Genomic DNA, 24,836 nt, shown 5'->3' with positions numbered 1-24,836 from the left:
TCGGGCGTGCGACAGCGACACCTTCCGCTTAATTCGCTAATCTTCGGTAAATCCTCCGCCTGACCAATCGGCCAGCGGGCTTTCCTGCATCCTAATATGCCGGCCAAGGCAATGAAACAGGATGCCCAAAGCGGGCGTCATGCTATTAATGATTCTTATGTCCACGAACGACAGGCCTCAGCCGGGAAAGTACGTCTTCATCGCCGTCATCTTTATTGCGGTGTTGATCGACGCCGTCCTGTTCGCGCACCTGCGCGCGAATTTTATTCATGACCACGGTTACGACATCCGCCCGCGGCATCCCGCGGTGGCGAAGCCCGCCCCGCCCTGAGGCCGCCCGCAGATCAATCCGGCCTTGACATACGCGAGCGAGCGCCGGAGTTTGGCCGTGCGGGCGCGGAACTCGGAACCCAACAAGAAACAAAAACAAAAAGCAAAAAACAATTCGGAGAAATCATGCAGTACTCAAAATTGGGCAAGACCGGAATCACCGTCTCACGCATCTGCCTCGGATGCATGAGCTATGGCGACAAGAAATGGCGCGATTGGGTGCTGACGATGGACGAGGCGCGCGAACATTTCGCCGCCGCCGTCGAGTCGGGGATCAACTTCTTCGACACGGCCAACGTCTATTCAATCGGCGTGAGCGAGGAGGTCACCGGGCGATGGCTCGGCGAGATGGCCAAGCGCGACGAGATCGTGGTCGCGACCAAAGTGCACGGCCCGATGGCGTCGGGTCTCAATCGCGCGGGGCTCAGCCGCAAGAATATTCTCGAAGCGTGCGACGCGTCGCTGCGCCGCCTCAAGATGGATTTCGTCGATCTCTACCAAATCCACCGCTGGGACTACACGACGCCGATCGAGGAAACGCTGGAGGCGCTGGACTCATTGGTGCGCGCGGGAAAAGTGCGCTACCTGGGCGCGAGCTCGATGGCCGCGTGGCAATTCGCCAAGGCGCTTCATCTGCAGAAGGAAAACGGATGGCACCGGTTCGTCGCGATGCAAAACCATTACAACCTCGTCTATCGCGAGGAGGAGCGCGAGATGAATTCGCTTTGCATCGACAACGGCGTCGGGTTGATTCCATGGAGTCCGCTCGCGCGCGGATTTCTGGCGGGCAATCGCGACAAGGGCGGCGCCGGTCCAACCGCACGCGCCAAGACCGACGACTTCGCCAAGAATATGTACTTCCGCGAGTACGACTTCGAAGTGCTGAGCGTGGTCGAACAGATCGCCAGGCAGCGCAGCGTCACGCCGTCGCAGATCGCATGCGCGTGGATTCTGCAGGCGCCCGGCGTCACCGCACCGATCATCGGCGCGACCAGGCTCTCTCATCTCAAGGAGGCGATCGCGGCCGTCGACGTGAAGCTCACCGCTGACGAAGTTGCCGCGCTGGAGAAGCCGTACCGGCCGCATCCGATTCTCGGCCACGAACAGCCACGGCCGGCGCGGATGATCCAGGCGCGCTGAGCGCGGCGCGAACCCGCCGAAAACAAACCTTAAAGCGTTACTTGAGGTTGGCGGAGGCGCTGCGGCGTCTGCGGGGATTGAAAATCGAGAGCCCGCGGGCGCCGAGATACTATTCGGTGCTGTTGGTTATCCCTTGAGCGTTGCATCCAGGTTTGCGCCTTCGCGGCGGCGGAAGCCGACCGCGACGCTCAGCCGCTCGAGGTGCTGATCTATAATCTTGCCGCCGAGCCGCACGCGATGCTCGGCGAAGAACTTCTTGACCTCGTCTTCGCGATCCAGGAGCGCGACCGCGGCTTCGCACATCCGCGGCATCGCGTTGTCGGGATACTTCTGAATCATCTCGTCCCAATGCGCGCGCGCAAAGTCCCACGCCTGGTAGCGGCAGGCGGGGTTGAGCAGCAGCGAATGCATCAGGTACGGCGCGTTCTGGGTTCGCACCTGCCCGTCGAGCGTCATCTCCATGGTTTTTTTCAGCAGATCGCGATCGCGGAAATTTGCCAGCGCAAACAGGAAGCGCTGTTCTTCCTGCGGCGTGCGCGGCGCTTTGAACTTTCGCTTGAACTCCTCGTAACGCGCGGCGTCGCCGCAATACGCGAGGATATTCACCAGCGCGGGCATCAGGTCGCGATCCGCGGAATCGGGATTGTCCTCGAAGCGCGCATACAGGTCGCGCGCGCGCTCGTGAACCTGGGGATCGTCGCCAAGCGTGCCGAGCGCGCCGATAAGCGTGCCGCGCAACTGGTGCACGAGCTCGCTCTCGCCGGACTTTGGCTCCCAGCCCAGCCGCGCAGCGGCGGGACCGACGATCTCGCGCACCGCGGCGGCCAGCGCGGGCCGGTCGGCGTCGGAGGCGATCATGTCGAGGTATGCAAACGCACCGATCAACGCGCGCCACACGTTGATGTCGGTCTCGCCGGTGAACAGCCGCGCCATCTTGAGGAACTCGCTGAGCGGGCCAAGTCCCGCGACGGTCGCCGCCCAGGTATCGCTGACCAGCCCGAAGCGTTCGATCGGCTGGAGCGCGCCGAGATTCTTCGTGATCGCAGCGAGCAGCGCCGGCGCATAATGCACGCGATAGAAGCCGTGGCCGCCCTCGTTCAACAGCGCCCATTCGAGCTTGCCCGGGATATCGAGAGTCGTCTCGCCAGTGGCGAGCAGCAGCTTATGGGTCGAAACGCCCTGGTCGGTCTTCGCGCGAACCATCACGGGCACATGCCAAAGCTGGTGGTTGTCCTCGACGAGATAGAAGAAGCGGCGCTGCGAGAGCTTGAGTCCGCTGCCGTTGGCAGCCGGCGCCGCCTCGATGATCGGAAAGCCGGGCTGGAGGATCCACGAGTCCATCACTTTGCGCACGGGATCGCGCGACGCCGATTCGAGCGCGTCCCACAGGTCGCCGGTCTCGGTGTTGTTGAATTGATGCTTGTTCAGGTAGAGGCGAATTCCGTCGCGAAAGACGTTGGCGCCGAGGAACTGCTCGAGCATCCGCAGCACGGCCGCGCCCTTCTCATAGGTCAGGATGTCGAACATCGCGCGGCAGTCTTCGGGACTGCGCACCGTGTATTCAATCGGGCGCGTGCTGCGCAGCCCGTCTATCGACATCGCCGCCGCGCGCGAGACGCTGAAGCTGTCCCATCGCTTCCACTGCGGCTTCCACGCGTGAACGGCCAGCATCTCCATGAAGGTGGCGAACGCCTCGTTGAGCCAGATCCCGTTCCACCATCGCATGGTGACGAGATCGCCGAACCACATGTGCGCGTTTTCGTGCGACACGACGTCGGCGATGCGCTCGAGCTCGGCGCGCGACGCGGATTTTTCGTCGGCGAGCAGCGCCGTCTCGCGAAACGTGATCGCGCCCAGATTTTCCATCGCACCCGAGGCGAAATCGGGAATCGCTATCAGGTCGAGCTTGTCGCCGGGATACTTGAGCCCGTAGTAATCGGCGAAATATTTGAGCGAGAACGCGCCAATCTGCCGCGCCCAACCGGTCAGCGACTCTTTGCCGGGAACGTGAACGATCCTGAGCGGCGTGCCCGCATCGACCGGCGCGGTCGCATCGAACTCGCCGACGATGAACGCGACCAGGTAGGTGGACATCGGGATCGTCTCCTTGAAGACGACCTCCTTCTTGGCGCCCGCCAGCTTGCGCTCGCTCTCCTGTCCGCCGTTGGAGATGGCGGCCAGGTGCTCATCGACAACCAGCGTCACTTTATAGCTCGCCTTGAGCTCCGGCTCGTCCCAGCACGGAAACGCGCGGCGCGCGTCGGTGGATTCGAACTGCGTCGTCGCGGCGAGGTGGGTCTTGCCCGACGCGTCCTGGTATTGGCTGCGATAGAAGCCGTGCAGCTTGTCATTCAGGATTCCACGGAACGCAATCTTAAGCCGCCATTCGCCCGGCGAAAGTTTCTCGGCGAATCGGAGATGCGCACGTTCTTTGGCCGGTTCCAGCTCGGTCTTCGCGGCCAGAGATTTTCCGCCGCGATCCGCGGTCACCTTGTCGATTTCCAGCTCGAGCGCGTTCAGCACGACGTCGTCGGTCGCATCGTTGACGACGACGGCGATATTCACCTCGCCCTGAAACGTGAACGCGCTGAGATCGGGCGTCAGACGAATTTCGTAGCGCTTGGGCGTGACGTTTTTCGGCAGTCGATAATCATCCGAAGCATCAGCGATTGGAGCTCCATCCTGATCGGGCATCTGGTCTCTCTTCCTTTTTCACTTTTCACTTTTCACTTTTTCACTTTTTCACCGTATGCAGTCGGGCGTGAAAAAGTGAAAAATCGCGCGGGGCGCGCGCCCCGCAGATGCATAGCCTAGTTCAAACCGCGCCGTGGCGCGAGCAATTGATTCGGTGGCGAGCCGCAGGCACTGGTTTAAGTTTACTTTTAGGCTATATGTTGAAAATTCGGTTGTGTCCTTGGCAGGAGGTATTCAATGAAGACCGGCAAGCCCGCAGAAATCGGAATCGATCCAGCACGACTCGAACGGGTCGCCGCCGCGATACGGCAGGATGTCGCGAGCAACCGCTACGATGGAGTTGTGTACGCCGTCGCTCGGGGCGGGGTGGTGGCGGCTCATGAGGCAGTCGGCTTCGCCGATAGGGCCAGCAGCCGCGCCGCGCGCACCGATGACATTTTCGCGATCATGTCGATTACCAAGACGATGACCACCGCGGCAGTCCTGGCGCGCGTGGAACGGGGTGAGCTTCTGCTGACAACGAAGATCGCAGACGTGATCCCGGAGTTCGGAGTCAAGGGCAAGCAGCGGATCTCAGTTGCTCATCTGCTGACGCACACGGGCGGGATGATGGCAACTCCCGTGCTCCCGCCGGAGTTGTTCGGCAACCTTGAGGTTTTTGTAGCGGCCGCGTGCCAGCAACTCCCCGATTCTGTTCCCGGCAGCGCCGTCAGCTACAGTGCGCTTACCGCGCACGCCGTGCTGGCGGAAGTGGTGCGGAGACTTGACGGCGGGCGTCGGTCGTTCCGCGACATTCTCGCGCAGGAATTCTTTGAGCCATTGGCCATGAAAGACACCGCCCTGGGTCGGCGCAAGGATCTCGCCGCGCGGTTCGTTCCAATAGTGGTGCGGGACCGAACTCCCGGAGTCTTCCAGCCCGAATTGCTCGAAGCGATGAACGCACTGCTAACCGCAGAGGCTGAAATTCCGGCCGGCGGTGCAGTTTCCACAGCAGGCGATATCTTGCGATGGGCCGAGATGCTCAGGCGCGGCGGCGAACTCGACGGAGTTCGAGTGCTGTCGCCGGCATCGATCCGGCTGGCCGCAACGAATCACACCGGCACGCTCCCGAATAATCTGTTCAGCTATGCCTTCGAGGCGCGCGGATGGGGCGAATTCCCCGCTTATCTCGGATTGAGCTTTTTCATCCGCGGGACCGGTATCTTCCCGCACCCGTTCGGCACGACGGCGTCGCCCTCGACGTTCGGCGGTCTCGGCGCTGGCTCGACGATGTTCTGGGTCGATCCGGAGCGGGATTTGACGTTCGTGTGCCTGACCGCTGGACTGCTGGAGGAATCGCGCAATTTCGACCGTCTTCAGCGGCTCTCAGACATGGTCCTCGCTTCGGTCGTGAACTGAAACGACTCACACGAATCGAACTTGACCACCACCGCTCTTATGGCACGGCGCCGAGCCGGAGCGGGCGCTGCATCCACACGACGTCCCAGTAACGGTCGAGCTTGCGGCCGCATTCGCTGAAGACGCCAATCTCGGTGAAGCCGAACCTTCGATGCAGCTTGATCGACGCGTCGTTGGGAATCGTGATGCCCGCCAACAGGCGATGAATGTCCTCGTTCTTCAGCGCGTCGAACAGCACCCGGTACATCATCGCACCGATTCCCCGCCCCTTCGCGTCATGCGCGCAGTAAACGGACGTCTCGACGCTCGTGTCGTACGCCGCCTTGTCGCGAAACGGTCCCGTGCACGCATAGCCGACGACCCGGCCGGCGTCTTCCGCGACGAACATGCGATACCGTTTCGTGCCGGCATGCTCATCGAACCATCGCGCGCGCTGGTGCACCGAGAGTGGTTTCAAGTCGAAGGTGATGGGCGTGTTGACGACGTAGTAGTTGTAAATTTCCGTCAGGCGCGGCAGGTCGTTGCGCTCTGCCGGTCGAATCTTTACCTCCGCCAGGACGCCGGCCTCCCGCTCGGGAAGTTTTTTTTTGGCACCACTCACAGGGAACGCCAGATGCAAAGTTGAATCAAGCGGCGGGATTGCCCTTTGCAAGATCGGCGAACGTGATCAGTTCGATTCCATTCCGATCGATCGCATCGCGCACGCGCCGGCTGGTGAGAATCTCGACCTCGAGTTGCGCCTCGACCGCAGGCGGGACTCCGCCGATATCGGCGGCCGGATGGAAATACATTTCCGTGGCGCCATCGCGGATACGATCGATCACACCCACGACGTAGTCCTCGCTCAGATGACCGCTCTGATGAAGTCCAAACAGTGCGTCGGTCGAGGTGAGGCCGCGCTCCGCCATCATCCGGCGGGTTCGGCGCGACAGGGTGCGAAAGATGATCGATTCGACGAGCTTGCGCGGCGCATTGTCCCGGCGCAGCCGCAGCGTCGTCATCACGCGCTCGCGCGGAAGCCTGATGCATGGCACTTTATATTCGACGGCGAGGTCAACCAAAATATCGGCGAATAACGGGTGGACGTGGAAATTCAAGTGCCCGTCGATATGGTTGAGGTAGCCGATCAGCTCGAGATGCCGCTCGACTTGCGCGCGCAGTTCGCCGGTCATCGCAGCGCGCATCGATCGGTCGAAGAAATATCGCATCCCCGCAGCCACCGGATTGTCGATGAACTCTCCCGACGCGCGCACCGCGGCGCCGAGCCGCGACGCATCGAGGAGGCTGCGTCCCCGGCAGACCACCACATGCAACCCCACGTCGAGCGCGGGATTTTCGCGCGCTATTTGAGCAGCGGCCGGCGCGGCGGGCTCCGCGACCATCAGGCTCGCACTGCGCAAAATTCCGTCGCGACTCGCCCGCACGACGGCGGCGTTGACCTCGGGCGACAAGCCGAAGTCGTCGGCGTTAACGATCAGGCGCTTCAAACTGCGCCACCGCGAATCGCCACGGATGACGGATAACGGCCCTGCTGGACCAGTGAAAAAGTGAAAACCACCGGCACAATTCTGCTAGCATCGGATGGTTCGCTCAAGCGCGCGCTCGGAAAAAGAAGTCCAAAATGAGACCACGCGATTGATTCTTCTCTTTTACGCTTTCGCGCGCGAGATCGCGCCTTTCAAGCGCCGGCTCCGCAACCGCTCTCCGCTCGCTCTCGACGGCTTGCATGGCTTTCGCGCGGAGATCGGCGGCAAACAATTCACTGTCGTTGGCCACGGAATCGGCCGCAGCCGCGCAAGAGATGCCGCGCGCCGCGCGTTCGATCTGATACCCGGCGCCGAGTTGGTAATCGGGACCGGCGTCGCCGGCGCGCTTTCGAGCGGGCTGAAGCCGGGCGATCTCGTCCTCTCCGACCGCACTCTGACGATTCACGCCGACGGCCAGGTTGCCGAGCAAGTGACGGCCGTCGGCGACGCGCACATCCGCGCGATCGGCCGCTCGCTTGCGATCGCGGGTATCGCGTACTCGACCGGCGCGATTTTGACATCGCATCGCGTGCTCGCCACCGGCGCCGAGAAGCGACGCGCCAAGGAAAGCACCGGTGCGATCGCGGTGGACATGGAAACCGCGGCGATTGCCGCAGAAGCCGCCGCGCGCGGGATCCCGTTCGTCGCGATCCGGGCGGTGCTCGACGAAGTTGACGACGAAATAGTCGGCGCGGCGATGGCCGACCAGGACGGCAACATCCGGCCGCTCGTCGCGACGTCCTACCTGATCCGCAATCCGGCAACGATGCTTAAGCTGCCGCGGATGATTCGAAACCTCTCGCGCGCAACCGCCGCAATCGCCGACGCACTGACGGCTATCGCGCACGACGGCGAGGTTCCGGCGGCTAGGCGTGCTCGCGAGCCGGTGGAGTGAAAGCGCCCGCGCTGAGCCCGCCGTCAATTGGCACCGCGACGCCCGTGATGAACCCCGCCTCATCCGACGCCAGGAACGCCGCCAGCGCAGCGACCTCTTCCGGCTTTCCGTTGCGCCCGAGCGGATGCATGTTTACGGTGCGTTCCCAAACCAACTGCGACGCGCCGGCGGGAACGATGTTGCAATTCTCGGCGATCGGCGTCTCGATCACGCCCGGGCAGATCGACACGCATCGAATCTTGTCGCGCGCGAAGTCGAGCGCGATTCCTTTCGACATGATCACGACGCCGCCCTTCGCCGCCTGGTAGGCGGCCAGATCCGGCACGCCCTTGATTCCCGCGCCGCTGGCGGTGTTGACGATGACGCCGCCGCCCTGCTTGATCATTTGCGGGATCGCATACTTGCAGCCGAAGAATACGCCCTTCAGACATACGTCCACGACCCAGTCCCATTCTTCCTCGCTCGTGTCCACCACGTTTTTGGGCACGAAGACGCCGGCGTTGTTGAACAGGATGTCGAGGCGGCCGAACGCGCTGACCGTTTCATTGACCATCCGCTCGACTTCGGCGCCGACGCGCACGTCCACCGACACTGACTTCGCAACGCCGCCAGCCCTTTCGATCTCAGCCGCGGTATTGCTCGCCGACTCGGCGCGTACGTCGGCGAGCATCAGCTTCGCGCCTTCTTGCGCGAACCGAATCGCGCTGGCGCGGCCGATTCCCGAACCCGCACCCGTGATCAACGCGACTTTGTCCTTGAGCAGCATGCTGAGTCACCTCCGGTTAACGTCGTCGCAGCTCGATGACCGACGCTTGTCACACTTGGCGAATGCGAACTTTTGCAGCTTCCTCTGGAGCTCTCGATGCTCGCCAGGCTGTGGCGCGGCGCGGCTCGCCTGTGCGCGCGCTCGTCGGCCTCCAGACAGGAAGAACGCGCTCGTAGGGAAAGTCTGCAAGATGGCGCTCGATCGCCGCGCGGTCGCCGTAGGATTCGCGGCGGCTCAGGATATGAATCGCCAGGGCCGTGAAGGGCAGGTAGATGAACACGGCAGCCCATCCGATTTCCGGCGCGTTGATTCGGAACAGCATCGTGATTCCGAAGATCACGATCCCCGCATAGAGCGCCGGACCAAGCAGCGCACGCGACCGCATCGCGGGAAGCGAACGCGCCAGCTTCGCCGAGCCGCGATTAAGCATCGCGTCGAGCCACTGGAAAATCGCAATCGTGATCGCGGCGACGAAATACCATCCCAGGTAGTTGCTGATCGGCACGCCGAAGTGCGGCCCTGGCGGATCGTACCAGAAAATTTTGCCGAGGAACCATCTGTCGCCGAGCACGCTCAGTGGATCGACGACCATGTCCACCATCATCATGAACAGCGCTGCCATCAGCCATACTCGCGGCGCACGGCGAATTTGCCATGTGTCGAGAATCCGAAAATCAGCACCCCGCCGATACAACGGCGAACTGAGCAACAGCGCGACCGTATAGCTGGCAAAAGCCAGGAACGTGAAAGACAACGAATCCATGAACGGAACGCCGAACACCCAAAGCTCGCGCCCGCGGCTCGCGTCAATATAGTGATACAGCCCGAACGGGAATCCGTTGTGAACTGAAGACCACTCGCACGCGAGCGAGGCGGCGTAGGTCAGGACCGTAAACAAAACAGTAGTGCGCAGACCGAAGTTCACGATCGCGATAAACAGAAAACTCGCCAGAAAGATGAACACGTACGGGCGCAGCATGATCGTGGACAGTATTAAATGCATGGCGTGGTTTACGCGGCGCTCCTGGCCGTCCCCTTGGATCTGAAGAATTCTATCGCTGCCGCCAGCGCCGCATCGATCGGCCCTGGCGAATAACCCAACTCTGCGCGCGCCTTCGATGAGTCGAAGAACATCCGCTTTCGCGCCATCCGCACTTCGGTCAGGCTGGCGCGCGGCGCCCGGCGTGTGACGGTGCGCGCATACGCTTCGGCGCCGAGCGCGTACCCCAACGCGACCGCGTACGGAATCCTCATCTTTGGCGCGGGCAGCCCGGAAATCATGGCGAGCCGCCCGAGAAATTCCCTGAGCGTGAGATTTTCGCCGCCGAGAATATACTTCTCGCCGATTCGGCCGCGCTCCGCCGCCAGCAAATGGGCGCGCGCGACATCTTCGACATCGACGATGTTGAGGCCGGTCTCCACGTACGCCGGCATCCGCCGATTGAGGAAGTCCACGATGATTCGGCCGGTCGGAGTCGGCTTTAAGTCGAGCGCGCCGATCGGCGTCGATGGATTCACGATCACAACCGGCGCGCCCGCGCGGGCGGCTTCCAGCGCCGCCTGCTCAGCCATATACTTCGACCTCTTGTAATGACCCGTCATCTCGGCGAGCGACGACGGCGTGTCTTCGCGCCCCACCCCGCCGTGCGGAATTCCGAGCGCCCCCACCGTGCTGGTGTGAACGATCCGCGAAACGCGCGCGTTGGCTGCGGCCCGGATAACATGCTGCGTGCCCCCGACGTTGGTCGCATACATCGGCGCCGGATCGGTCAGCCACAGCCGGTAATCGGCGGCGACGTGATAAACCTCGTTGCATCCCTTGACCGCGCGGTCCACGGAATCGAAGTACCGAAGATCGCCCCACACGATCTCGACCGGCAAACCAACCAGCGCACTTAAATCCGCGTTCTCGCGCGCCATCACTCGCACGCGATCGCCCCGGGCAAGGAGCGCGCGCACGACGTGGCATCCCACGAATCCGTTGCCGCCTGTCACCAGCGCTAACTTAGTAGTCATCGAATTCCATCAATAGCTATTCAGCACTTCGCTCGGAGACGGCAACGGCTGCGGCCCGTCCCGAAATCACCGCGCTCTCAATCGTTGCCGGCAGACCGGTTTGTATCCAGTCACCGGCCAGGAAGAAGTTCGCGATCGGCGTTTTCGCCGTCGGACGCAGTTCATGCGATCGAAGGTCCGGGGCCATCGTAGCGTTTTTCTCCTTGAGCACCAGCGACTTCACGACTCCGGCTCCGCGCGATGCGGGAATCATCGCGTGGAGATCGTTAATCACGATATCCAGGATTTCCTGGCTGCTGCGATCGACCAGCTTTCGCGCGCCGCTGATTACAAAGCTCAGGTAACCCGGATGCGCCTCGCCGCGCTGCGCGAATATTTGACGTTTGTTGAATAGCCATTGAGTAGTAGTGCCGATAAAGCCGATGAACGGTGAATTAGTCACTTCGCGATCGAGCCACACGTGAACGCAGATGATTGGCGAGCTCGAAAGACCCGTGAAGCGCGAGAAAAACGGATCGGCAACCGCACTTTCAGGCAGGAAACGCAGTAACTGAGGCGCCGGGACCGCGCTGATGAAGGCCGACGCCTCGATTCGCCGCCCGTCGCGCAGCCGCACGCTTGCGACATCCCCTCGAGCGCCAGGTTCCAGCATCTCCACGATCGAATGCGAAACAACCCTCCCGCCGGCGCGCTCGATCACCCGCTGCGCGCCGGTGCAGTACAGGTCGCTCAGCCCGACGCGCGAATAAACGAACGCCGAGTCGCGGCGACGCGAAAAGAACCCGCGCTTCAGGACCTCGGCCAACAACTGCGCCGACGACGATTGCGGCTCGTCGTTCAGCGTCGCGATCGACAGCGGATACCAGAAGCACCGGCGCGCTTGTTCTGATTGCCCGATGCGATCCATCAGCTGCGCGACGGTGAGACGACGCAATTCGCCATCGCCGAACCGTCTCATCGCGAGCATGCGCAGTCCGCCGCGCATAACAGCAACCCGCTCCGCGATACTCAGATGCCGGTATCCGAGCAACGCAGCCGTCATGTGCAGAGGTCCGGGCAGCCGCGCCGTTTTCAGGATCGCGCTGTGGCCGGGACCCGCGAGCATTTCGATTTCCAAATCTTCGTGAAATACCAACTGGTCGTAGGCGCCGATCCGCTTGAGGAAGTCGAGCGTCTCACCGTAACAACCCATCAGGACGTGCTGTCCGTTGTCGACGAAATCGCCCGTGTCCGGATCGGTGAACGAATACGCACGCCCGCCGGGCGCGGGTTTTCCTTCGAGCACTGTGACCCGCACGCCCCGCTCCGCGAGCGCAACCGCGGCGCTGAGTCCCGCGAACCCGGCGCCGATCACGACCGCGTCTTTGATCGCCGCTGCCATCTGATTCGCCACGCGCATCCGACTTATCCTTGCGGCGCGCCGAAGCGTCCCACCGCCCACGCGCGGCCGACCAGGTAGAGCTTGTGCGGCGCAGACAGGCTGTGGCGGCGGTCGAGCACGCGATAGTTCGACTTGATGATCCGTTCGAGCAACGCGGCATAGATAAGCCGCATCGCCTCGGCCGTCAGCAGCGTCGCGCGATCTTCCGGCGCGAGCGCGCTCCGCGCCTTCGCGTAAAGTTGCTGCGCGCGTTTCGCCTCGAATTCCATCAGGTTGACGAAGTTCGGCGAGTACACGCCGCCGAGAATTTCATCCTCGCTCACGTTGAATCGCGCGAGGTCTTCCAGCGGAAGATAAATGCGGCCGCGCGCGGCGTCTTCGCCCACGTCGCGGATAATATTGGTCAACTGAAGCGCCAGTCCGAGATTCTCCGCGTACAACTTCGCCGACGGATTGCGGTAGCTGAAAATCTCGATGCAGATGAGGCCCAGCGCCGACGCGACGCGATAGCAGTACGGCCGCAGCTCTTCAAACGTTTGATAGCGCTTGTGCGAGAGATCCATCTCCACGCCGGCGATGATCTCCTCGAAAAGACCCCGCTGAATTGTAAATCGCCGCGCGCTGTCGGCGAGCGCGCGAGAGAGCGCGCGCGTCGGCACGCCCGCATACACGCGGTCAAGTTCCTCGCGCCACCGCCTCAGCAGCAGCGCCGGCTCGCGAATCGCTTCGTCGTCGGCGATATCGTCGATGAAACGGCAGAATGCATAGACGGCGTGGAGCGCGCGGCGCCGTTCGGGCGGCAGCAAAATGAACGCGTAGTAAAAGCTCGACCGCGAGCGCCGCGTGATCTGCGCACAGCGTTCGTAGTCGGCATCGAGCGACGCGTCGTCGCGGCCGGCGACTTCTTCGATCCCGGCGGCGCTGCTGTCAGACTTCAAGCCGTCCACGCAGCGCGCTCCATCCGAGTTTCAGGTAGTCGAATTTCGCAAGTTCCGGACGCATCCGGAACACGTCGTAGTTGACGCGATCGATCGCGCGGATAATCGCCAGCCCGCCGCCCGCGAACATCACGATGTCGCGCCTGAGCCGCTTGTTCACGCACTTGTGCAATTCTCCCCCCTCAACAAGCATCGCTTGCGCGACTCCCGCTTCATGACGCATCAAATCCACGAACTCGCGCGACGACGTATGCGCGGCCAGGTCCGCCGGCGTGACTCCGAAGCGTTCCATGTCGCGGCGCGGAAGATAGATTCGTCCCTTGTCGAGATCGACTGCAACGTCCTGCCAGAAATTGGCGAGCTGCAATCCACTGCAGACCAGGTCCGACAGGTGCTGCCGTTCGGCGTCGCTGTAGCCGAACAGGTAAAGCACCAGCCGTCCAACCGGATTCGCCGAGTAGCGCGAATAGCCGAGCAGATCGTCGAGCGTGTCGAAGCCCTTGAAGTTCACGTCGGATCGAAACGCAGTCAAAAGGTCTTTGAACGGCTCGCGCGGAATTTCGAAGCGGCGCACCGTGTCGGCGAGCGCAATAAATACCGGATGGCGCGGCGTGCCGGCGTACGCCAGGTCGAGCTCGCGCTCCCATTCGTCGAGCATCGCGAGGTCATGATGCTCGTCGGCAAAGTCGTCCGCCATCCGCGCGTACGCGTAAATCGCATACATGTGCGGGCGCATCTCGCGGGGCATCAGCCACGACGCGACCGTGAAATTTTCGTAGTGCGATTTTGCCAGCCGCGCGCAGAACTGGTACGCGCTCGCTACGTCGAACGCTCCCGCCGGCGGCGACGCGTCCCGCGCTGCACTCACAGCATACGAGGTTCCTTCGCTTTGCACGTTGGCCCGCGCGTTTGCCATCGTCTCAGGCTGCGACCGGTCGCGCTCCGATAAGTTCGCGCGCCGCGGCCCGCGCCCATCCATCGGTCTCCAGCAGATCTTCGATCGTTCGCGCCGCCGAGTTGTGATGCCGTTGCATCACCGTTTCGATATGGCGCGGGATGTCCATGAAGCGCACGCGCCCCGCCAGGAAGCCCGCCACCAGTTCCTCGTTGGCGGCGTTGAGGCACGCGGGCATCGTGTGCCCCGCCGCGAGCGCCTCGTACGCCAGCCGCAGACACGGGAAGCGTCTCAGGTCGGGTTCTTCAAACGTCAACAGCGAATTTTCCACCAGTGACAGCGGCTTCAGATGCGTCATCGGCAGCCGCTCCGGATACGCAAGCGCGTAAGCCACCGGAATCGCCATGTCGGGTATCGCCATCTCCGCGATCACCGACCCATCGATCATTTCGACCATCGAATGGATCACGCTCTGCGGATGAATCACCACCGAGACCTCGGCGGCCTTGAGGTCGAACAGCCACCGCGCCTCGATCACCTCGAGCCCCTTGTTCATCAGCGTCGCCGAATCGATCGTAATCTTGCTGCCCATACGCCAGGTCGGATGCTTCAGCGCCTGCTCGACTGTGATCGATTCGAAACTATCGGCCGCCAGCTCGCGAAACGGTCCCCCCGACGCGGTCAAAATGACCCGCTTCAACGACTCGCGCCCGCGTCCTTCCAGGCATTGAAAAACCGCGTTGTGCTCGCTGTCCACCGGCAGCAGCCGCACGCGATTCTCCCGCACCGCCGCCGTGATCAACTCGCCCGCAATGACCAGCACTTCCTTGTTGGCAAACGCGATGTCCTTGCCGGCCTTGATGGCGGCCAGCGTCGGCTGCAATCCCATCGCACCGACCAGCGCCGACATCACCAGCTTCGCCGCGGGATGCGTTGCGACGGCAATCGCGCCTTCGAGTCCATGAACGATCGTCACGCGCTGCGCACCGACGCGCGCCGCCAGTTCGCGCGCGAGTTCGGGCGTCGCCACCGAGACGAGTTCGGGATGAAAGCGCTTTACCTGCTCCGTCAGCAGATCCAGGTTGCGTCCCGCGGCCATCGCGACGACGCGAAATCGGTCGCTGAATCGGGCGGCCACGTCCAGCGTGGTGACGCCGACTGATCCGGTCGAGCCGAGAATGGAAATCGCCTTCATCGCGATGCGCTCAATGTGACGCCGTCTCCGCCAGCCGCCGGCGGAACCGCCCGAGCGCCATCAGCGGAAAGTAATGCGCGTACATGTGGTAGCGAAGATAAAAATGATTTGGGAATCCGTTGCCGGTCGATTCCCTCTCGTCCCACGCGCCCTCATCGTTCTGCCGCTCTGAGAGCCACTGGACGCCGCGCATCGCGTGTTCGCTGATCCCTGACTCGCCCGCGATCAATCCGATCAGCGCCCACGCCGTCTGCGACGCCGTGCTGCTGCCGCGCCCGCGCCACGCGGGATCTTTGTCCGACAGCGGGCTCTCGCCCCAGCCGCCGTCGGGATTCTGCTTCGACTTGAGCCACTCGACCGCCCGCTTGATCCACGGCTCGTTGACATCGACGCCGATCGCGCGCAAGCCCGACAGCGCCGAGAATGTGCCGTAGATATAGTTGATACCCCACCGTCCCCACCATCCGCCCGCTGGCGACTGATTTCGCTTGAGCCATTCGATGGCGCGCTTCGCCGCCGGATGCTCGGTGCGATAGCCGACCGACGCCATCATCTCGAGCACCCTCCCGGTGAGATCGGGACACGACGGATCCGTCACCGCTTCCACGTCCGCGAGCGGCAGATGATTGAGCCAGGTTGAATCGTTGTCGGCGTCGAACGCCGCAAAGCCGCCGTCTTTCGATTGCATTCCCATTACCCAGTTCGCACCAGCGCGGATTGCGCGCTCCCTGGCCGCGCCGTCATCAGCTGCCGAGTCCGCCATCACCGACAGAATTACCGCCGAATCGTCCACGTCGGGATACCAGTCGTTGTAAAACTCGAACGCCCATCCGCCCGGTTCGAGGTCGGGCCGCTTTACCGACCAATCGCCCTTCTTGAAAATCTGATGATCGATAAACCATTGCGACGTTCGCTTCAGCACCGGATGGTCGCCCGGCAATCCCGAATCCAGCAGCGCCCGGCCCGCGAGCGCCGTGTCCCAGTTGACCGACACGCACGGCATGTACATGTCGTAGTCCTTGAAGTGCCAAATGAGTTCGTGCGACGCCTCGATCGCTTTCTTCAGCACGGGATGGTCGTTGCGGTAGCCGTTGGCTTTCAGAGCCATCGCGCTCAGCAGGTAGCATGGCTCGATTCCGCCCCATGAGCCGTTGGCCGCCTGATGTTCGATGAGCCAGTTTTCCGTTTGGCGCAGCGCGCGCGCGCGGATCGATTTGATTTTGTGCCGATCGTAGAATCGCAGCGCCTGGTCGGCGAGATTCAGCGCATTGCGCAGAGACAGCAATTTCTTTCCGCGCGGCTGTTTGAACTTCGTGAAATGCGGCGGCTGGATGAACAACTCCAGCACTCCGCGCTGGTAGTCGATCTTTTTCTCGGGACGCGCCGCCTGCAACATCATCAGCCCCATCAGCGTTCCGCGCGCCCATGAGCCGAGTTCGTAAATGTTGAACGGGAACCAGTTCGGGAAAAGCGCGAGTTCGACCGGCAGCGCAGCCGTCGCCTCCCACGTTATCTGGCCCATCGCCGCCAGGTAGAAGCGCGCCAGCGTCCCGCAGTTCACGATGCCGCCCTTGGACAGGATCCAGCGCCGCGCCGCCGCCATCGGCTCGTCACCCGCGCGCATGCCGGTGAGCTTCAGCGCAAAATAACTTTCGATCGTCGTCGAGAGATGCCCTTCGCCGCCCGCGTAAAGCGCCCAGCTCCCGTCCGGACTCTGAATGTCCAGCAGATGCTTCTTCAGAGGCGCTTCGACCTCGCGATCGACCGTGTCCATGAAATGGTTAAAGATGATGAACTCCGCGTTCATCTCCGCATTCGCCTCCAGCGGCGCGTGCCAGTAGCCCTCGGGCTTCTGCAGCGCGATAAGCGCGCGCTGCGCGCGATCTACCGTGTAATCAACCTTTGCGGCGAACTCATCATGCGGCGACATGGCAATCGCCGTGCTTTCAATTTCAATAGCCTGCCTCATATTTCACCCTTGCCTGAACTCAGCCCGCGTCCCCCCGGAACCCGCCGCAACCTCACCGCAATCCACTATGGAATCACGGCGCATTTCAGGACCACGCCGCGCTCGAGCATCGCAAACACTTCCACCAAATCGCCAAGCCGCATTCGCGCGTTGATGACCGAGCCTGCATTCAGCGCACGCCCCTCCAGCAATTCGTAAGCGCGCCGCACGTCGCGCGGCCGAAAATGAAACGCCGCCATCAACGTCAGATTGTCGTAATGCATCAGTCGCGTGTCGACGCTGAGTACCGTGCCCACCGGACATCCGCCGAAAAAAACTACCCGCCCTCCGCGCCGCACCCGCGCCACCGCATCCTGCCATCCCTCGACTTGCCCCGTGCACTCGATCACCAGGTCGGGACCGAAGCCGCCGTTGAGCCGTGCGATTTCCGCGGTCGCGTCGACGCTGCGCGCGTCGATCACCCGGTCCGCGCCCATCTCCTCCGCCCACTTCAGGCGCTTGGCGCCTCGCCCCACGACCACCACCTCGCGCACGCCCGCGGCCTTCAGCACGAGCATGTGCAGCAGACTGAATGCGCCGCCGCCGATGATCGCCACCGTCTCGGTCTTTTCGGGACGCGCCATTTCCTGGGCATGGACCACGCACGAAAGCGGCTCGAGCAGCGCGGCTTCTTCGAACGGCAGGTCCGCGGGTTTGATAAATGTGTTGCGCGCAACGACGTGCGCCGGCAGCACCAGCATGTCCGCATACGCGCCGAGCACCATCCGCCCCACAGCGTCGTCGCAAAGATTCTCCTGCCCATGCTGGCAGTAGAAACAGATCCCACACGGCGCGGTCGGCGCGGCCATTATTTCGTCGCCGGCCTTGAATGCCGTCACGCCCTCGCCGGCTTCCATCACCACGCCGGAAAACTCATGACCGAAAGCAATCGGAAGTTTCCACAGCGGATGTCCGCGCCGAAACATCTTCAGATCGGTGCCGCAAGTCAACGCGCAGCGGATTTGAATCAGCAATTCGCCCGGCCCCGGATGCGGCACGACGTAGTCGCGCAATTCGAGCCGCCCGGGCTCCACCAGCACGGCCTGGCGCGAATGCGTCCCCGCAATTTCCACCGACGCTTCGGCCGCGTTCACAGCTTGCGCTCCACGACGAAGGTTGCAAGGTGGCGCAGCGCGTCGGCGCTATCCCCGAAGCCGGCAATTGCGCGATGCGCTCGCGTTTCGAGCTCGCGCGCCAAATCGAGCGAGCGCTCGATTCCCAATATCGCGGGATAGGTCGCCTTGCCGCGCTCGACGTCCTTTTGCGTCCGTTTGCCCATCTGCTCGGGCGTGCCTTGCACGTCCAACAGGTCATCGACGACCTGGAAGGCCAGCCCGAGCGCGCGCGCGTATGCGTCGAGCGATTCGATTTGCGCCTCACTCGCGCCGCCCAGGCGCGCACCGCCGCGAACCGACGCCAGGAACAGCGCCCCGGTTTTCTTGCCGTGCAGTTCTTCGAGCTCCTCGACCGTCTTCGACTTGCCCTCGCCGAGCAGATCGATCGCCTGCCCCGCGACCATCCCGGCTGATCCCGCCGCGCCGGCGAGCTCCGCGATCGTTTCCAGCACGAGTGCCGGCGACGCGCTGTTGTCCGCCGGGCGCGCGAGCACCTTGAATGCGTCCGTCAGCAGCGCGTCGCCCGCCAGCGTCGCGATCGCTTCGCCATAGACCTTGTGATTGGTCGGGCGCCCGCGGCGCATATCGTCATCGTCCATGCACGGCAGGTCGTCGTGAATCAGCGAGTAGGTGTGAATCATCTCGACCGCGCACGCCAGTCCCATCGCCGCCTCGACTTTCCCTCCGACCGCCTCGCACGACGCCAGCACAAGCACCGGCCGCAGCCGCTTGCCGCCCGCCAACAGCGAGTAGCGCATCGCCTCATGCAAGCGCGCCGCCGCGCCCGCGGGTTCCTCGACGCTTTGAACGAGCGCTCGCTCGATAATCTGCCCGCGTTCCTTCAAATATCTGTGCAAGTCGAACACGTCTCGTTTCTCTTGCCTGGATGCCGGCGGCGCTGACGTCGGCTCGACGGCAGCACTGAAAAACTGACCGGGATTTTTCCTCACGCGATCGTTTCCCTCCCGCCTGGCAAGGGTGATTGGTCAGCTGCGCGCGAGCACTCTCCGCTTCGACAGCGCGAGCAATCCCTCACGCCGCGTAATGCCGCACCATCCGCCACGAGTCTTTGAGATTCTTGCCGAAATCAAGCGCCACTGTGCCTTCAAATCCCGAATGCAGCTTGCAGTCGCGGCAGCGGAAATCCTGTTTGGTCCGGTAGTACTCCCAGTCCGTTGCCGCATGCATCTCGTTGAACGTCTTGTAGTGCCCGTTGGTTATCAGGTAGCAGGGCCCCTTCCATCCTCGCGGATTGCGCGTCACCGTCGTCCACGGACTGCACTGCATGTCACGTTTGCCGATCAGGTAGTCCAGGTATATCGGCGTATTGATGATCTTGTAGTCGTCCGCCATGTCGCGGACTTTGAGGAACTTGGCCGGCATCTCCTCTTTCTTGAGATACTCCTCGCTGTTGCTCAGCACCTGGTAGTGATAGCCGGGGCTCAGCAGCATCCCATCGACGCCCAGGCTCGTCAGGTACTTGATCATCCTTTCGAGTTCTTCAGCGGTGGTCTCGCGGAACACCGTCGTGTTGGTCTGCACCCGGTAGCCCTTCTGCTTCAGCATCTTGAGCATCTTCACGACGGTGTCGAAATGCCCCTGCCTGTCGGTCACGCGATCGTTGGTCTCGCGCATCCCGTCCAGATGCAGGTTGAAGCTAAGGTAAGGACTCGGCGCCACCTGCTTCACGAATCGCTCCAGCAGGACCGCGTTGGTGCAGATCATGACGTGACGCTTCTGAGCCTCGATCAATCCCTGCGTCAGCGCCACGATATACTTGTACATCAGCGGCTCGCCGCCGCAGATCGACACGATCGGCGCGCCCGCTTCCTCGGCCGAATGCAGCGCCTCGTCCAGCGGCATCATGTCGCGAATCGTGTCCTTGTACTCGACGATTCGCCCGCATCCGATGCATGCAAGGTTGCACGCATGCAGCGGCTCGAGCATCAGCACCAATGGAAAATACTTCTCCCCCGAACGCTTCTTCGCGCGTATGTAGCGGCCCAGATCGATCATTTGTCTAAGCGGAATGCGCATACCCGTGCGTTCTCCTGGGATGTTGAAGAAAGTGAAAGAGTGAAAAATTCAGGCGGCCGGCGCGCCGCCCCCCTCCGTTGAAGATGACCCCGGCGGTGCCCCGAACAGCCACTCGCCGACCATCGCTACCGCCCCCTCCGGATCGACGGCGTTTTCGCCCATGAACAAGTATTCGATCAGCAATCCGTTCAGCGCCGACAGCAGAAACGCCGCCGCCGATTCGGGCGCCGTCCGCCGCGTGCAGATGCCCTTTTGCTGCGCGCGCGCGATCAGTTCGACCAGCATCGCGCGATATCCGCTATACAGCTTGAGCACCTGGTCGTTGAGACTCTCGGACAGCCGCTCGTCGTGGAGCATCTGCGCCAGGAAAAAACGCACCGAGCTCGCGTTGTCGCGCACGAATGACAGGTAGGACTCCGCCAGCTTCTCAATCTGCGCGCGCTCGTCCATCGCCGCTTCTTCCGCAAAATCGATGAAGTACGGCTCCAGCAACCGGTTCAGCACCGCCACGAACAGCTCTTCCTTGGTCTTGAAATGCCAGAAAATCAGCGCCTTGCTGACCCGCGCCTCGCGCGCCACTTCCGACATCGACGTCTCATGGAATCCGCGATTTGCAAATAGCTGCATCGCCGCCTTCAGAATCTCGTCTCGCGAATCCTGCGACTGTGTGCGCGGCTCGGATGTGCCTAGCTGTTTGACCTGCAATGCGCCCATAGTGCTTCCCGTCTCGATAATCCGCCTAACCTTTCGGTCAATGGCAACTTTACCGTCACACTCCCGAAAGTCAAGAGAGACAGTCCGAGCGGTCAGGCGATCAGTTCGAGCCAAAATGCTCCCGGTGAGAGATTTCGCTCTAACTACCTGATTTTACGGGATATTTATCTCGATGCCGCTGTTGACAGATGATTGTCGCGCCGCATCGATTAGTGCCAGCGCGACGCGCGCCTCGGCCAAATTGCGCCTTGCAACAGCGACGGCCGAATTGGTTCCTTCGGAAACAGCTCGTTCGAACTCCTGCGCGACTCCGCCGAACCACGCCGAATGGTACGAATCATCGGGGATATCATCCACCGACAGGTCTTCAGCCTTGCCCGACCGATCAGTCAGCCGGACCCGATCCCCCTCGATCTCGATACACGCGCGCTCTCCATAGATGACCGCCGAAGTTCTGCGCACCGGCGCGCGCCACGACAGATGCGCACGCGCCACACGCCCCGCCCCAAACCCGACTCGCACGTCGGCCACGTCCTCAACGTCAACGCCCGCCGGCGATTCAAGCCGCGCCGAAACCGACACCGGCGACTCGCCGCCGAACATCCAATACATCAAGTAGAACACATGCCATCCGTGATCGATCAGAATCCCTCCGCCCGACGCCGCCGACGCGCGCCACTTGCCGCCGCTTCCGCCCGCGCCCGCAGGCTCTGTGCGCAGCCGGTCGATCGACATGAAGCGAATCTCGCCAAGCCGCCCTGCTTCGACAGCCCGGCGCGCGGCCGCATACGCAGGCGCGTATTTCCAATTGTGCACGCACATCAGCACGCGCCGTTTTTCCGCGGCAATCGCGGCGAGTTCGTCGAAGTCGGCAAGCGTGAGCGCAAGCGGCTTTTCGACCAGCACGTGCGCGCCCGCTCTAAGCGCCGCGCGTGCGGCCTCATGATGCATCCCCGGGGGACTGGCGACATCGACAAAGTAGGGAGCCTCACCGTCGAGCATCAGCTCGAGGTCGTCGTACACCCGAACATTCTTGATCAGCCGAATCGCCTCGTGGCGGCGCTCCGCGATTGGATCGTGGATCGCGCCGATGGCGATATTTTCGCGCGTGCGCCATCCGGGGAGATGCGCACGCGCAACGACCTCGCCGAATCCTGAGATCGCACCCCGGATTTTGGATCGAATCGCCACCGCGGCGATCAGTTTTAGCTAAACCGATATCTGGGGCAACCTCCGTCTTACGCCTCCCCCCTGCCCCGCAGCCGCAATCCGGCGGTGCAGTCGAAATTCGGCATCATATCCGCCGCACTTGCGCCTGATTCACCCACCAATTCGCGCGTATCCCCGATGGCAACGCTCTTGCTCCTTCTTGCATGAAGGCTCGACGCCGAACTTTCGGGCGTCGCGGCCGACAACAGGGAGGACAGGGCCGATCATGTTCGCATGGATTCTAATCGGACTCATTTCGGGATGGCTGGCCGGGAAGATTCTCAACGGCGACGGCTACGGCATGATGGCTGATATAGCGCTCGGCCTGCTTGGCGGAGTGATCGGAGGAATGATTTTCGCGGTGCTCGGCGTGCAGGCGCATAACTTTGTCGGCGCGATCCTGATGTCCACGGCCGGCGCCACCGCGCTGGTAATCGCGACGCGAATCATCCGCGACGAGATCTGAGCAGGCGCCTGCCCCTGCACCCATCGCCCTGCCGCTTAAAATTCAGAACTCCACGGGATGCCCGAGCTGCTCGGATATCGCCTCTGCCAGACGTGGAAACAACTCGTGGCCGTCCTTGTCGTCGAGCCACAGACCGCGCACAGCGTCCCAACTGTAATGGAATCCGTGCGAGCCGGCGGCGAGCCACATCTGCTTCATCTGCGATTGCCTCGACAGGATAAACTTCGCGCCGCCCGTGAACTCAATCGTCACGACGCCGTCGGCCGTCGTGTAGTCCACTTCGTCCGGGTCGAGGTCCTCGAGCCATTTCGCGACTTTGGTCAAGGCGATATCGGACCGCTCCCGAAATTCGTTATCGTCCATGCCCCCGATTGTATCAAACCGCCAACCCAACGTACCCACTATCTCTCGCCTGCTCTTAACATTGGGTGCAGTGCCCGCGCGCGACAACGGAGCGCGGCCTTAATACTGGGTGCAGGGCTCAGCCCTGCGGTGCAAGGGTCACCCCTGCCGCTGGGGGCCCTTCTTGCGCATCTCTTCGTCGCGGTAGCGCTTGTAGAGGATGCTCCATTCGTTGGAACCCTCGACGATGCCGCGTTTGATCGAATTGATCTTGCGCCTCACGATCGCATCGATCTCGTCGCCCTGCTCGTTGAACTGTGCGACGATTTCGCGCGCCTGACGTAGCGCGAGCGGAAAGTTCGCGATCTCGGCCAGGCCCTCGTCGCGCAATTTTGCCAGCGACTCGCGCGCCAGGAACAGCACTCGTGCTTCGGTGAGCTTCATGAAGACTTACTCTGCGGGTATGTCGCCTAGAGCGTGAAGTTCTTCTTCTCGGCCAACCGCTGGCGAATCAAATTGCGCAGCCGCGTTACGTCCAGGCGCGTATCGCGGCGCGCCTCCGCCTCCGCCATCTTGTCGGCCTCTTCGTCGATCTGCGCTTCGGTCTCGAAATTCGCCGACATCAGCTCGACCACGCACGCCACCAGTTCCTTGACGTCGCCCTTGGGCTTGATCATGCCGCGATCGATAAGCCCCTGCACGAGATGAGTCGCCAGCGCGTCGATCTGAGTCTCCCGCATCGCCATACGATCACAGCTTGACCGGATCGCGTGCGTCTTGTCAAAAGCACTGCTGGTAGCTACTGCCGCGGGCGCGCGGTCTCTTAATACTGGCCAGCCGTGCCAACGGCCAGGGGTCACCCCTGCGCGCGCGTGCGCGTTAGCGCGGCTTCTTGGCGTTCTCCCGGTCCTGCTCTTCCTTGTAGACCTCATCCATCTTCGGCTCGAGCGCCTCGTAAAATTCCTTGATATGCCCAATGTTGGCGCCGAGGTCACCGGGGAAGTAGCGCAGCATCGAGGTCGCATCGGGGCGCGCCAAGCCGGAGCGCGAGCACACGTCGATCACGCCTGATGGTTGCACCGTGATCCTCACGTCGTCCTCGAATTTGAAGATTTGCGTCGTGTAGATGCAATCGATGGTGAAGTTGCGGGGATCCGCCTTGACGATTTTCCATCCACCGAGCGAGTTGATCGTGTCCTGCGAGAGCTGGAACAGTTTCTGGCGCGGGATTCCCGGATATGAGCGGCGAATCAATTCCGGAAAGACATCGTCGAACGGCGCCGGCGTCGCGATCGGCAGCGCGGTTCGGCCCCCATGAGCTTTGCCGAAGACTTCTTCTTTTGCGACGCGCTTGCGCGGCGCGGTCTCGGCAGGAGTCCCTGGCTGGGGCTGATTGCCCATCTGGCAAATCACCGAGCCGGAACCTGACTGGCTGGCGGCCGCGGAGTTCATCGTGACGAACCGGACCACGCGCTGCGCGGCACCGGGTCTTTCGAAAATCGTCTCGTCGTTCATGATCATCGCGATGCCCATGACGGCGATCGCCACAGGTATGAAAAAGGTCGCGAGGCGGACAAGCAGCCGGAAGATGTGTGGGACGAAGATCAGTACCGCGATGGCGACCAAGGCGGCGACGATGACGGTCGGCGTGATCACGACGGAATCCCCGGGCAATCCCTAGCCCTTTATACGGCTTCGGCGCAAGCCTGGCGCGGATAATTCTGAGGCGATGCGGATGTTAGCGCCCGATAGCGCCCGATAGCACCCGAAA

At 62.4% G+C, this 24,836-nt stretch carries 25 protein-coding genes; 5 read left to right on the top strand and 20 right to left on the bottom strand.

Annotated elements, in window-relative coordinates:
• Positions 1-121: 121 nt before the first annotated feature.
• Positions 122-331, top strand: coding sequence for a hypothetical protein (locus ABR989_RS02170; RefSeq protein ID WP_428125440.1), 210 nt, complete (start codon positions 122-124; stop codon positions 329-331).
• A gap of 125 nt (positions 332-456) precedes the next feature.
• Positions 457-1,470, top strand: a complete 1,014-nt coding sequence (locus tag ABR989_RS02165; RefSeq protein WP_428125438.1) for an aldo/keto reductase — start codon at positions 457-459, stop codon at positions 1,468-1,470.
• A gap of 126 nt (positions 1,471-1,596) precedes the next feature.
• Here the strand turns inward: ABR989_RS02165 and ABR989_RS02160 are convergent, their stop codons facing one another.
• Complete coding sequence (locus ABR989_RS02160) at positions 1,597-4,164, bottom strand: M1 family metallopeptidase (RefSeq protein WP_428125437.1); 2,568 nt, start codon at positions 4,162-4,164, stop codon at positions 1,597-1,599.
• Between the two features lie 237 nt (positions 4,165-4,401).
• Between ABR989_RS02160 and ABR989_RS02155 the strand changes: the two genes are divergently transcribed.
• Positions 4,402-5,562 (top strand): serine hydrolase domain-containing protein, encoded by a 1,161-nt coding sequence (locus tag ABR989_RS02155; RefSeq protein WP_428125436.1) that lies wholly within the window; start codon positions 4,402-4,404, stop codon positions 5,560-5,562.
• Between the two features lie 37 nt (positions 5,563-5,599).
• Here ABR989_RS02155 and ABR989_RS02150 read toward each other — a convergent pair whose 3' ends face one another.
• Both ABR989_RS02150 and hpnK read right to left on the bottom strand, forming a co-directional pair.
• Complete coding sequence (locus ABR989_RS02150; protein ID WP_428125435.1) at positions 5,600-6,163, bottom strand: GNAT family N-acetyltransferase; 564 nt, start codon at positions 6,161-6,163, stop codon at positions 5,600-5,602.
• 25 nt (positions 6,164-6,188) lie between these two features.
• A complete protein-coding gene (gene hpnK, locus ABR989_RS02145; protein WP_428125433.1) occupies positions 6,189-7,049 on the bottom strand; it encodes a hopanoid biosynthesis-associated protein HpnK in 861 nt (286 codons plus the stop codon).
• Between the two features lie 148 nt (positions 7,050-7,197).
• Here hpnK and ABR989_RS02140 point away from each other — a divergent pair, with 148 nt between their 5' ends.
• Positions 7,198-7,983, top strand: a complete 786-nt coding sequence (locus ABR989_RS02140; protein WP_428125432.1) for a phosphorylase family protein — start codon at positions 7,198-7,200, stop codon at positions 7,981-7,983.
• On the opposite strand, the gene ABR989_RS02135 is transcribed toward ABR989_RS02140, so the two are convergent.
• From ABR989_RS02135 to ABR989_RS02075, 13 genes are all read right to left on the bottom strand, one after another.
• A complete protein-coding gene (locus tag ABR989_RS02135; protein WP_428125430.1) occupies positions 7,955-8,749 on the bottom strand; it encodes an SDR family NAD(P)-dependent oxidoreductase in 795 nt (264 codons plus the stop codon). The genes ABR989_RS02140 and ABR989_RS02135 overlap by 29 nt on opposite strands.
• A 49-nt stretch (positions 8,750-8,798) precedes the next feature.
• Positions 8,799-9,752: a carotenoid biosynthesis protein gene (locus tag ABR989_RS02130; RefSeq protein WP_428125429.1), complete on the bottom strand. Its 954-nt coding sequence runs from the start codon at positions 9,750-9,752 to the stop codon at positions 8,799-8,801.
• Between the two features lie 8 nt (positions 9,753-9,760).
• Positions 9,761-10,765 (bottom strand): hopanoid-associated sugar epimerase, encoded by a 1,005-nt coding sequence (gene hpnA, locus ABR989_RS02125; RefSeq protein WP_428125427.1) that lies wholly within the window; start codon positions 10,763-10,765, stop codon positions 9,761-9,763.
• 16 nt (positions 10,766-10,781) lie between these two features.
• A complete protein-coding gene (hpnE, locus tag ABR989_RS02120; RefSeq protein ID WP_428125426.1) occupies positions 10,782-12,164 on the bottom strand; it encodes a hydroxysqualene dehydroxylase HpnE in 1,383 nt (460 codons plus the stop codon).
• A gap of 5 nt (positions 12,165-12,169) precedes the next feature.
• Positions 12,170-13,093 (bottom strand): presqualene diphosphate synthase HpnD, encoded by a 924-nt coding sequence (gene hpnD, locus ABR989_RS02115; protein WP_428125425.1) that lies wholly within the window; start codon positions 13,091-13,093, stop codon positions 12,170-12,172.
• Positions 13,074-14,000, bottom strand: a complete 927-nt coding sequence (hpnC, locus tag ABR989_RS02110; RefSeq protein WP_428125424.1) for a squalene synthase HpnC — start codon at positions 13,998-14,000, stop codon at positions 13,074-13,076. The genes hpnD and hpnC overlap by 20 nt, the downstream gene beginning before the upstream one ends.
• Before the next feature lie 4 nt (positions 14,001-14,004).
• On the bottom strand, positions 14,005-15,174 hold the full coding sequence (locus ABR989_RS02105) for a 1-deoxy-D-xylulose-5-phosphate reductoisomerase (RefSeq protein WP_428125423.1): 1,170 nt from the start codon (positions 15,172-15,174) through the stop codon (positions 14,005-14,007).
• 10 nt (positions 15,175-15,184) lie between these two features.
• A complete protein-coding gene (gene shc, locus ABR989_RS02100; protein WP_428125422.1) occupies positions 15,185-17,143 on the bottom strand; it encodes a squalene--hopene cyclase in 1,959 nt (652 codons plus the stop codon).
• Positions 17,144-17,208: 65 nt separating this feature from the next.
• Complete coding sequence (locus ABR989_RS02095; protein WP_428125420.1) at positions 17,209-18,276, bottom strand: alcohol dehydrogenase catalytic domain-containing protein; 1,068 nt, start codon at positions 18,274-18,276, stop codon at positions 17,209-17,211.
• A complete protein-coding gene (locus tag ABR989_RS02090) occupies positions 18,273-19,163 on the bottom strand; it encodes a polyprenyl synthetase family protein (RefSeq protein ID WP_428125419.1) in 891 nt (296 codons plus the stop codon). The genes ABR989_RS02095 and ABR989_RS02090 overlap by 4 nt, the downstream gene beginning before the upstream one ends.
• 166 nt (positions 19,164-19,329) lie before the next feature.
• Positions 19,330-20,334: an adenosyl-hopene transferase HpnH gene (hpnH, locus tag ABR989_RS02085; RefSeq protein ID WP_428125417.1), complete on the bottom strand. Its 1,005-nt coding sequence runs from the start codon at positions 20,332-20,334 to the stop codon at positions 19,330-19,332.
• 48 nt (positions 20,335-20,382) lie between these two features.
• Positions 20,383-21,048 carry a TetR/AcrR family transcriptional regulator gene (locus ABR989_RS02080; protein WP_428125415.1) on the bottom strand — a complete coding sequence of 222 codons (666 nt, stop codon included), beginning with the start codon at positions 21,046-21,048 and terminating at the stop codon, positions 20,383-20,385.
• Positions 21,049-21,201: 153 nt separating this feature from the next.
• Positions 21,202-22,239, bottom strand: coding sequence for a Gfo/Idh/MocA family protein (locus ABR989_RS02075; RefSeq protein ID WP_428125414.1), 1,038 nt, complete (start codon positions 22,237-22,239; stop codon positions 21,202-21,204).
• Between the two features lie 244 nt (positions 22,240-22,483).
• On the opposite strand from ABR989_RS02075, the gene ABR989_RS02070 reads away from it, so the two are divergent.
• Positions 22,484-22,723, top strand: coding sequence for a GlsB/YeaQ/YmgE family stress response membrane protein (locus ABR989_RS02070; RefSeq protein WP_428125412.1), 240 nt, complete (start codon positions 22,484-22,486; stop codon positions 22,721-22,723).
• 42 nt (positions 22,724-22,765) lie between these two features.
• Here the strand turns inward: ABR989_RS02070 and cyaY are convergent, their stop codons facing one another.
• From cyaY to ABR989_RS02050, 4 genes are all read right to left on the bottom strand, one after another.
• Positions 22,766-23,086 carry an iron donor protein CyaY gene (gene cyaY / locus ABR989_RS02065; RefSeq protein WP_428125411.1) on the bottom strand — a complete coding sequence of 107 codons (321 nt, stop codon included), beginning with the start codon at positions 23,084-23,086 and terminating at the stop codon, positions 22,766-22,768.
• Between the two features lie 138 nt (positions 23,087-23,224).
• Entirely contained in the window at positions 23,225-23,509 is a 285-nt protein-coding gene (locus ABR989_RS02060; protein WP_428125410.1) for a DUF507 family protein, read from the bottom strand.
• Between the two features lie 26 nt (positions 23,510-23,535).
• The gene (locus ABR989_RS02055; RefSeq protein ID WP_428125409.1) at positions 23,536-23,805 is read right to left on the bottom strand and encodes a DUF507 family protein; all 270 of its coding nucleotides are present in this window, start codon (positions 23,803-23,805) and stop codon (positions 23,536-23,538) included.
• A 139-nt stretch (positions 23,806-23,944) separates the two neighbouring features.
• Positions 23,945-24,739 (bottom strand): DUF1499 domain-containing protein, encoded by a 795-nt coding sequence (locus ABR989_RS02050; protein WP_428125408.1) that lies wholly within the window; start codon positions 24,737-24,739, stop codon positions 23,945-23,947.
• Positions 24,740-24,836: the final 97 nt, after the last annotated feature.

The sequence above is a fragment of the Binatus soli (SeqCode) genome (assembly GCF_050015535.1).
In the GTDB taxonomy this organism is placed as follows: Bacteria; Desulfobacterota; Binatia; order Binatales; family Binataceae; genus Binatus; species Binatus soli.
The sequence above is the reverse complement of the archived record's forward strand: the minus strand, read 5'-3'. Positions and strand labels throughout refer to the sequence as shown.

What these genes read in the sequence shown, in the direction of transcription:
- ABR989_RS02170 (WP_428125440.1), top strand. Translation starts at nt 122, where the DNA reads ATGCCCAAAGCGGGCGTCATGCTATTAATGATTCTTATGTCCACGAAC.
- ABR989_RS02165 (WP_428125438.1), top strand. Translation starts at nt 457, where the DNA reads ATGCAGTACTCAAAATTGGGCAAGACCGGAATCACCGTCTCACGCATC.
- ABR989_RS02160 (WP_428125437.1), bottom strand. Translation starts at nt 4,164, where the DNA reads ATGCCCGATCAGGATGGAGCTCCAATCGCTGATGCTTCGGATGATTAT.
- ABR989_RS02155 (WP_428125436.1), top strand. Translation starts at nt 4,402, where the DNA reads ATGAAGACCGGCAAGCCCGCAGAAATCGGAATCGATCCAGCACGACTC.
- ABR989_RS02135 (WP_428125430.1), bottom strand. Translation starts at nt 8,749, where the DNA reads ATGCTGCTCAAGGACAAAGTCGCGTTGATCACGGGTGCGGGTTCGGGA.
- ABR989_RS02130 (WP_428125429.1), bottom strand. Translation starts at nt 9,752, where the DNA reads ATGCATTTAATACTGTCCACGATCATGCTGCGCCCGTACGTGTTCATC.
- hpnA (WP_428125427.1), bottom strand. Translation starts at nt 10,765, where the DNA reads ATGACTACTAAGTTAGCGCTGGTGACAGGCGGCAACGGATTCGTGGGA.
- hpnE (WP_428125426.1), bottom strand. Translation starts at nt 12,164, where the DNA reads ATGCGCGTGGCGAATCAGATGGCAGCGGCGATCAAAGACGCGGTCGTG.
- hpnC (WP_428125424.1), bottom strand. Translation starts at nt 14,000, where the DNA reads ATGGCAAACGCGCGGGCCAACGTGCAAAGCGAAGGAACCTCGTATGCT.
- ABR989_RS02105 (WP_428125423.1), bottom strand. Translation starts at nt 15,174, where the DNA reads ATGAAGGCGATTTCCATTCTCGGCTCGACCGGATCAGTCGGCGTCACC.
- shc (WP_428125422.1), bottom strand. Translation starts at nt 17,143, where the DNA reads ATGAGGCAGGCTATTGAAATTGAAAGCACGGCGATTGCCATGTCGCCG.
- hpnH (WP_428125417.1), bottom strand. Translation starts at nt 20,334, where the DNA reads ATGCGCATTCCGCTTAGACAAATGATCGATCTGGGCCGCTACATACGC.
- ABR989_RS02080 (WP_428125415.1), bottom strand. Translation starts at nt 21,048, where the DNA reads ATGGGCGCATTGCAGGTCAAACAGCTAGGCACATCCGAGCCGCGCACA.
- ABR989_RS02070 (WP_428125412.1), top strand. Translation starts at nt 22,484, where the DNA reads ATGTTCGCATGGATTCTAATCGGACTCATTTCGGGATGGCTGGCCGGG.
- cyaY (WP_428125411.1), bottom strand. Translation starts at nt 23,086, where the DNA reads ATGGACGATAACGAATTTCGGGAGCGGTCCGATATCGCCTTGACCAAA.
- ABR989_RS02060 (WP_428125410.1), bottom strand. Translation starts at nt 23,509, where the DNA reads ATGAAGCTCACCGAAGCACGAGTGCTGTTCCTGGCGCGCGAGTCGCTG.
- ABR989_RS02055 (WP_428125409.1), bottom strand. Translation starts at nt 23,805, where the DNA reads ATGCGGGAGACTCAGATCGACGCGCTGGCGACTCATCTCGTGCAGGGG.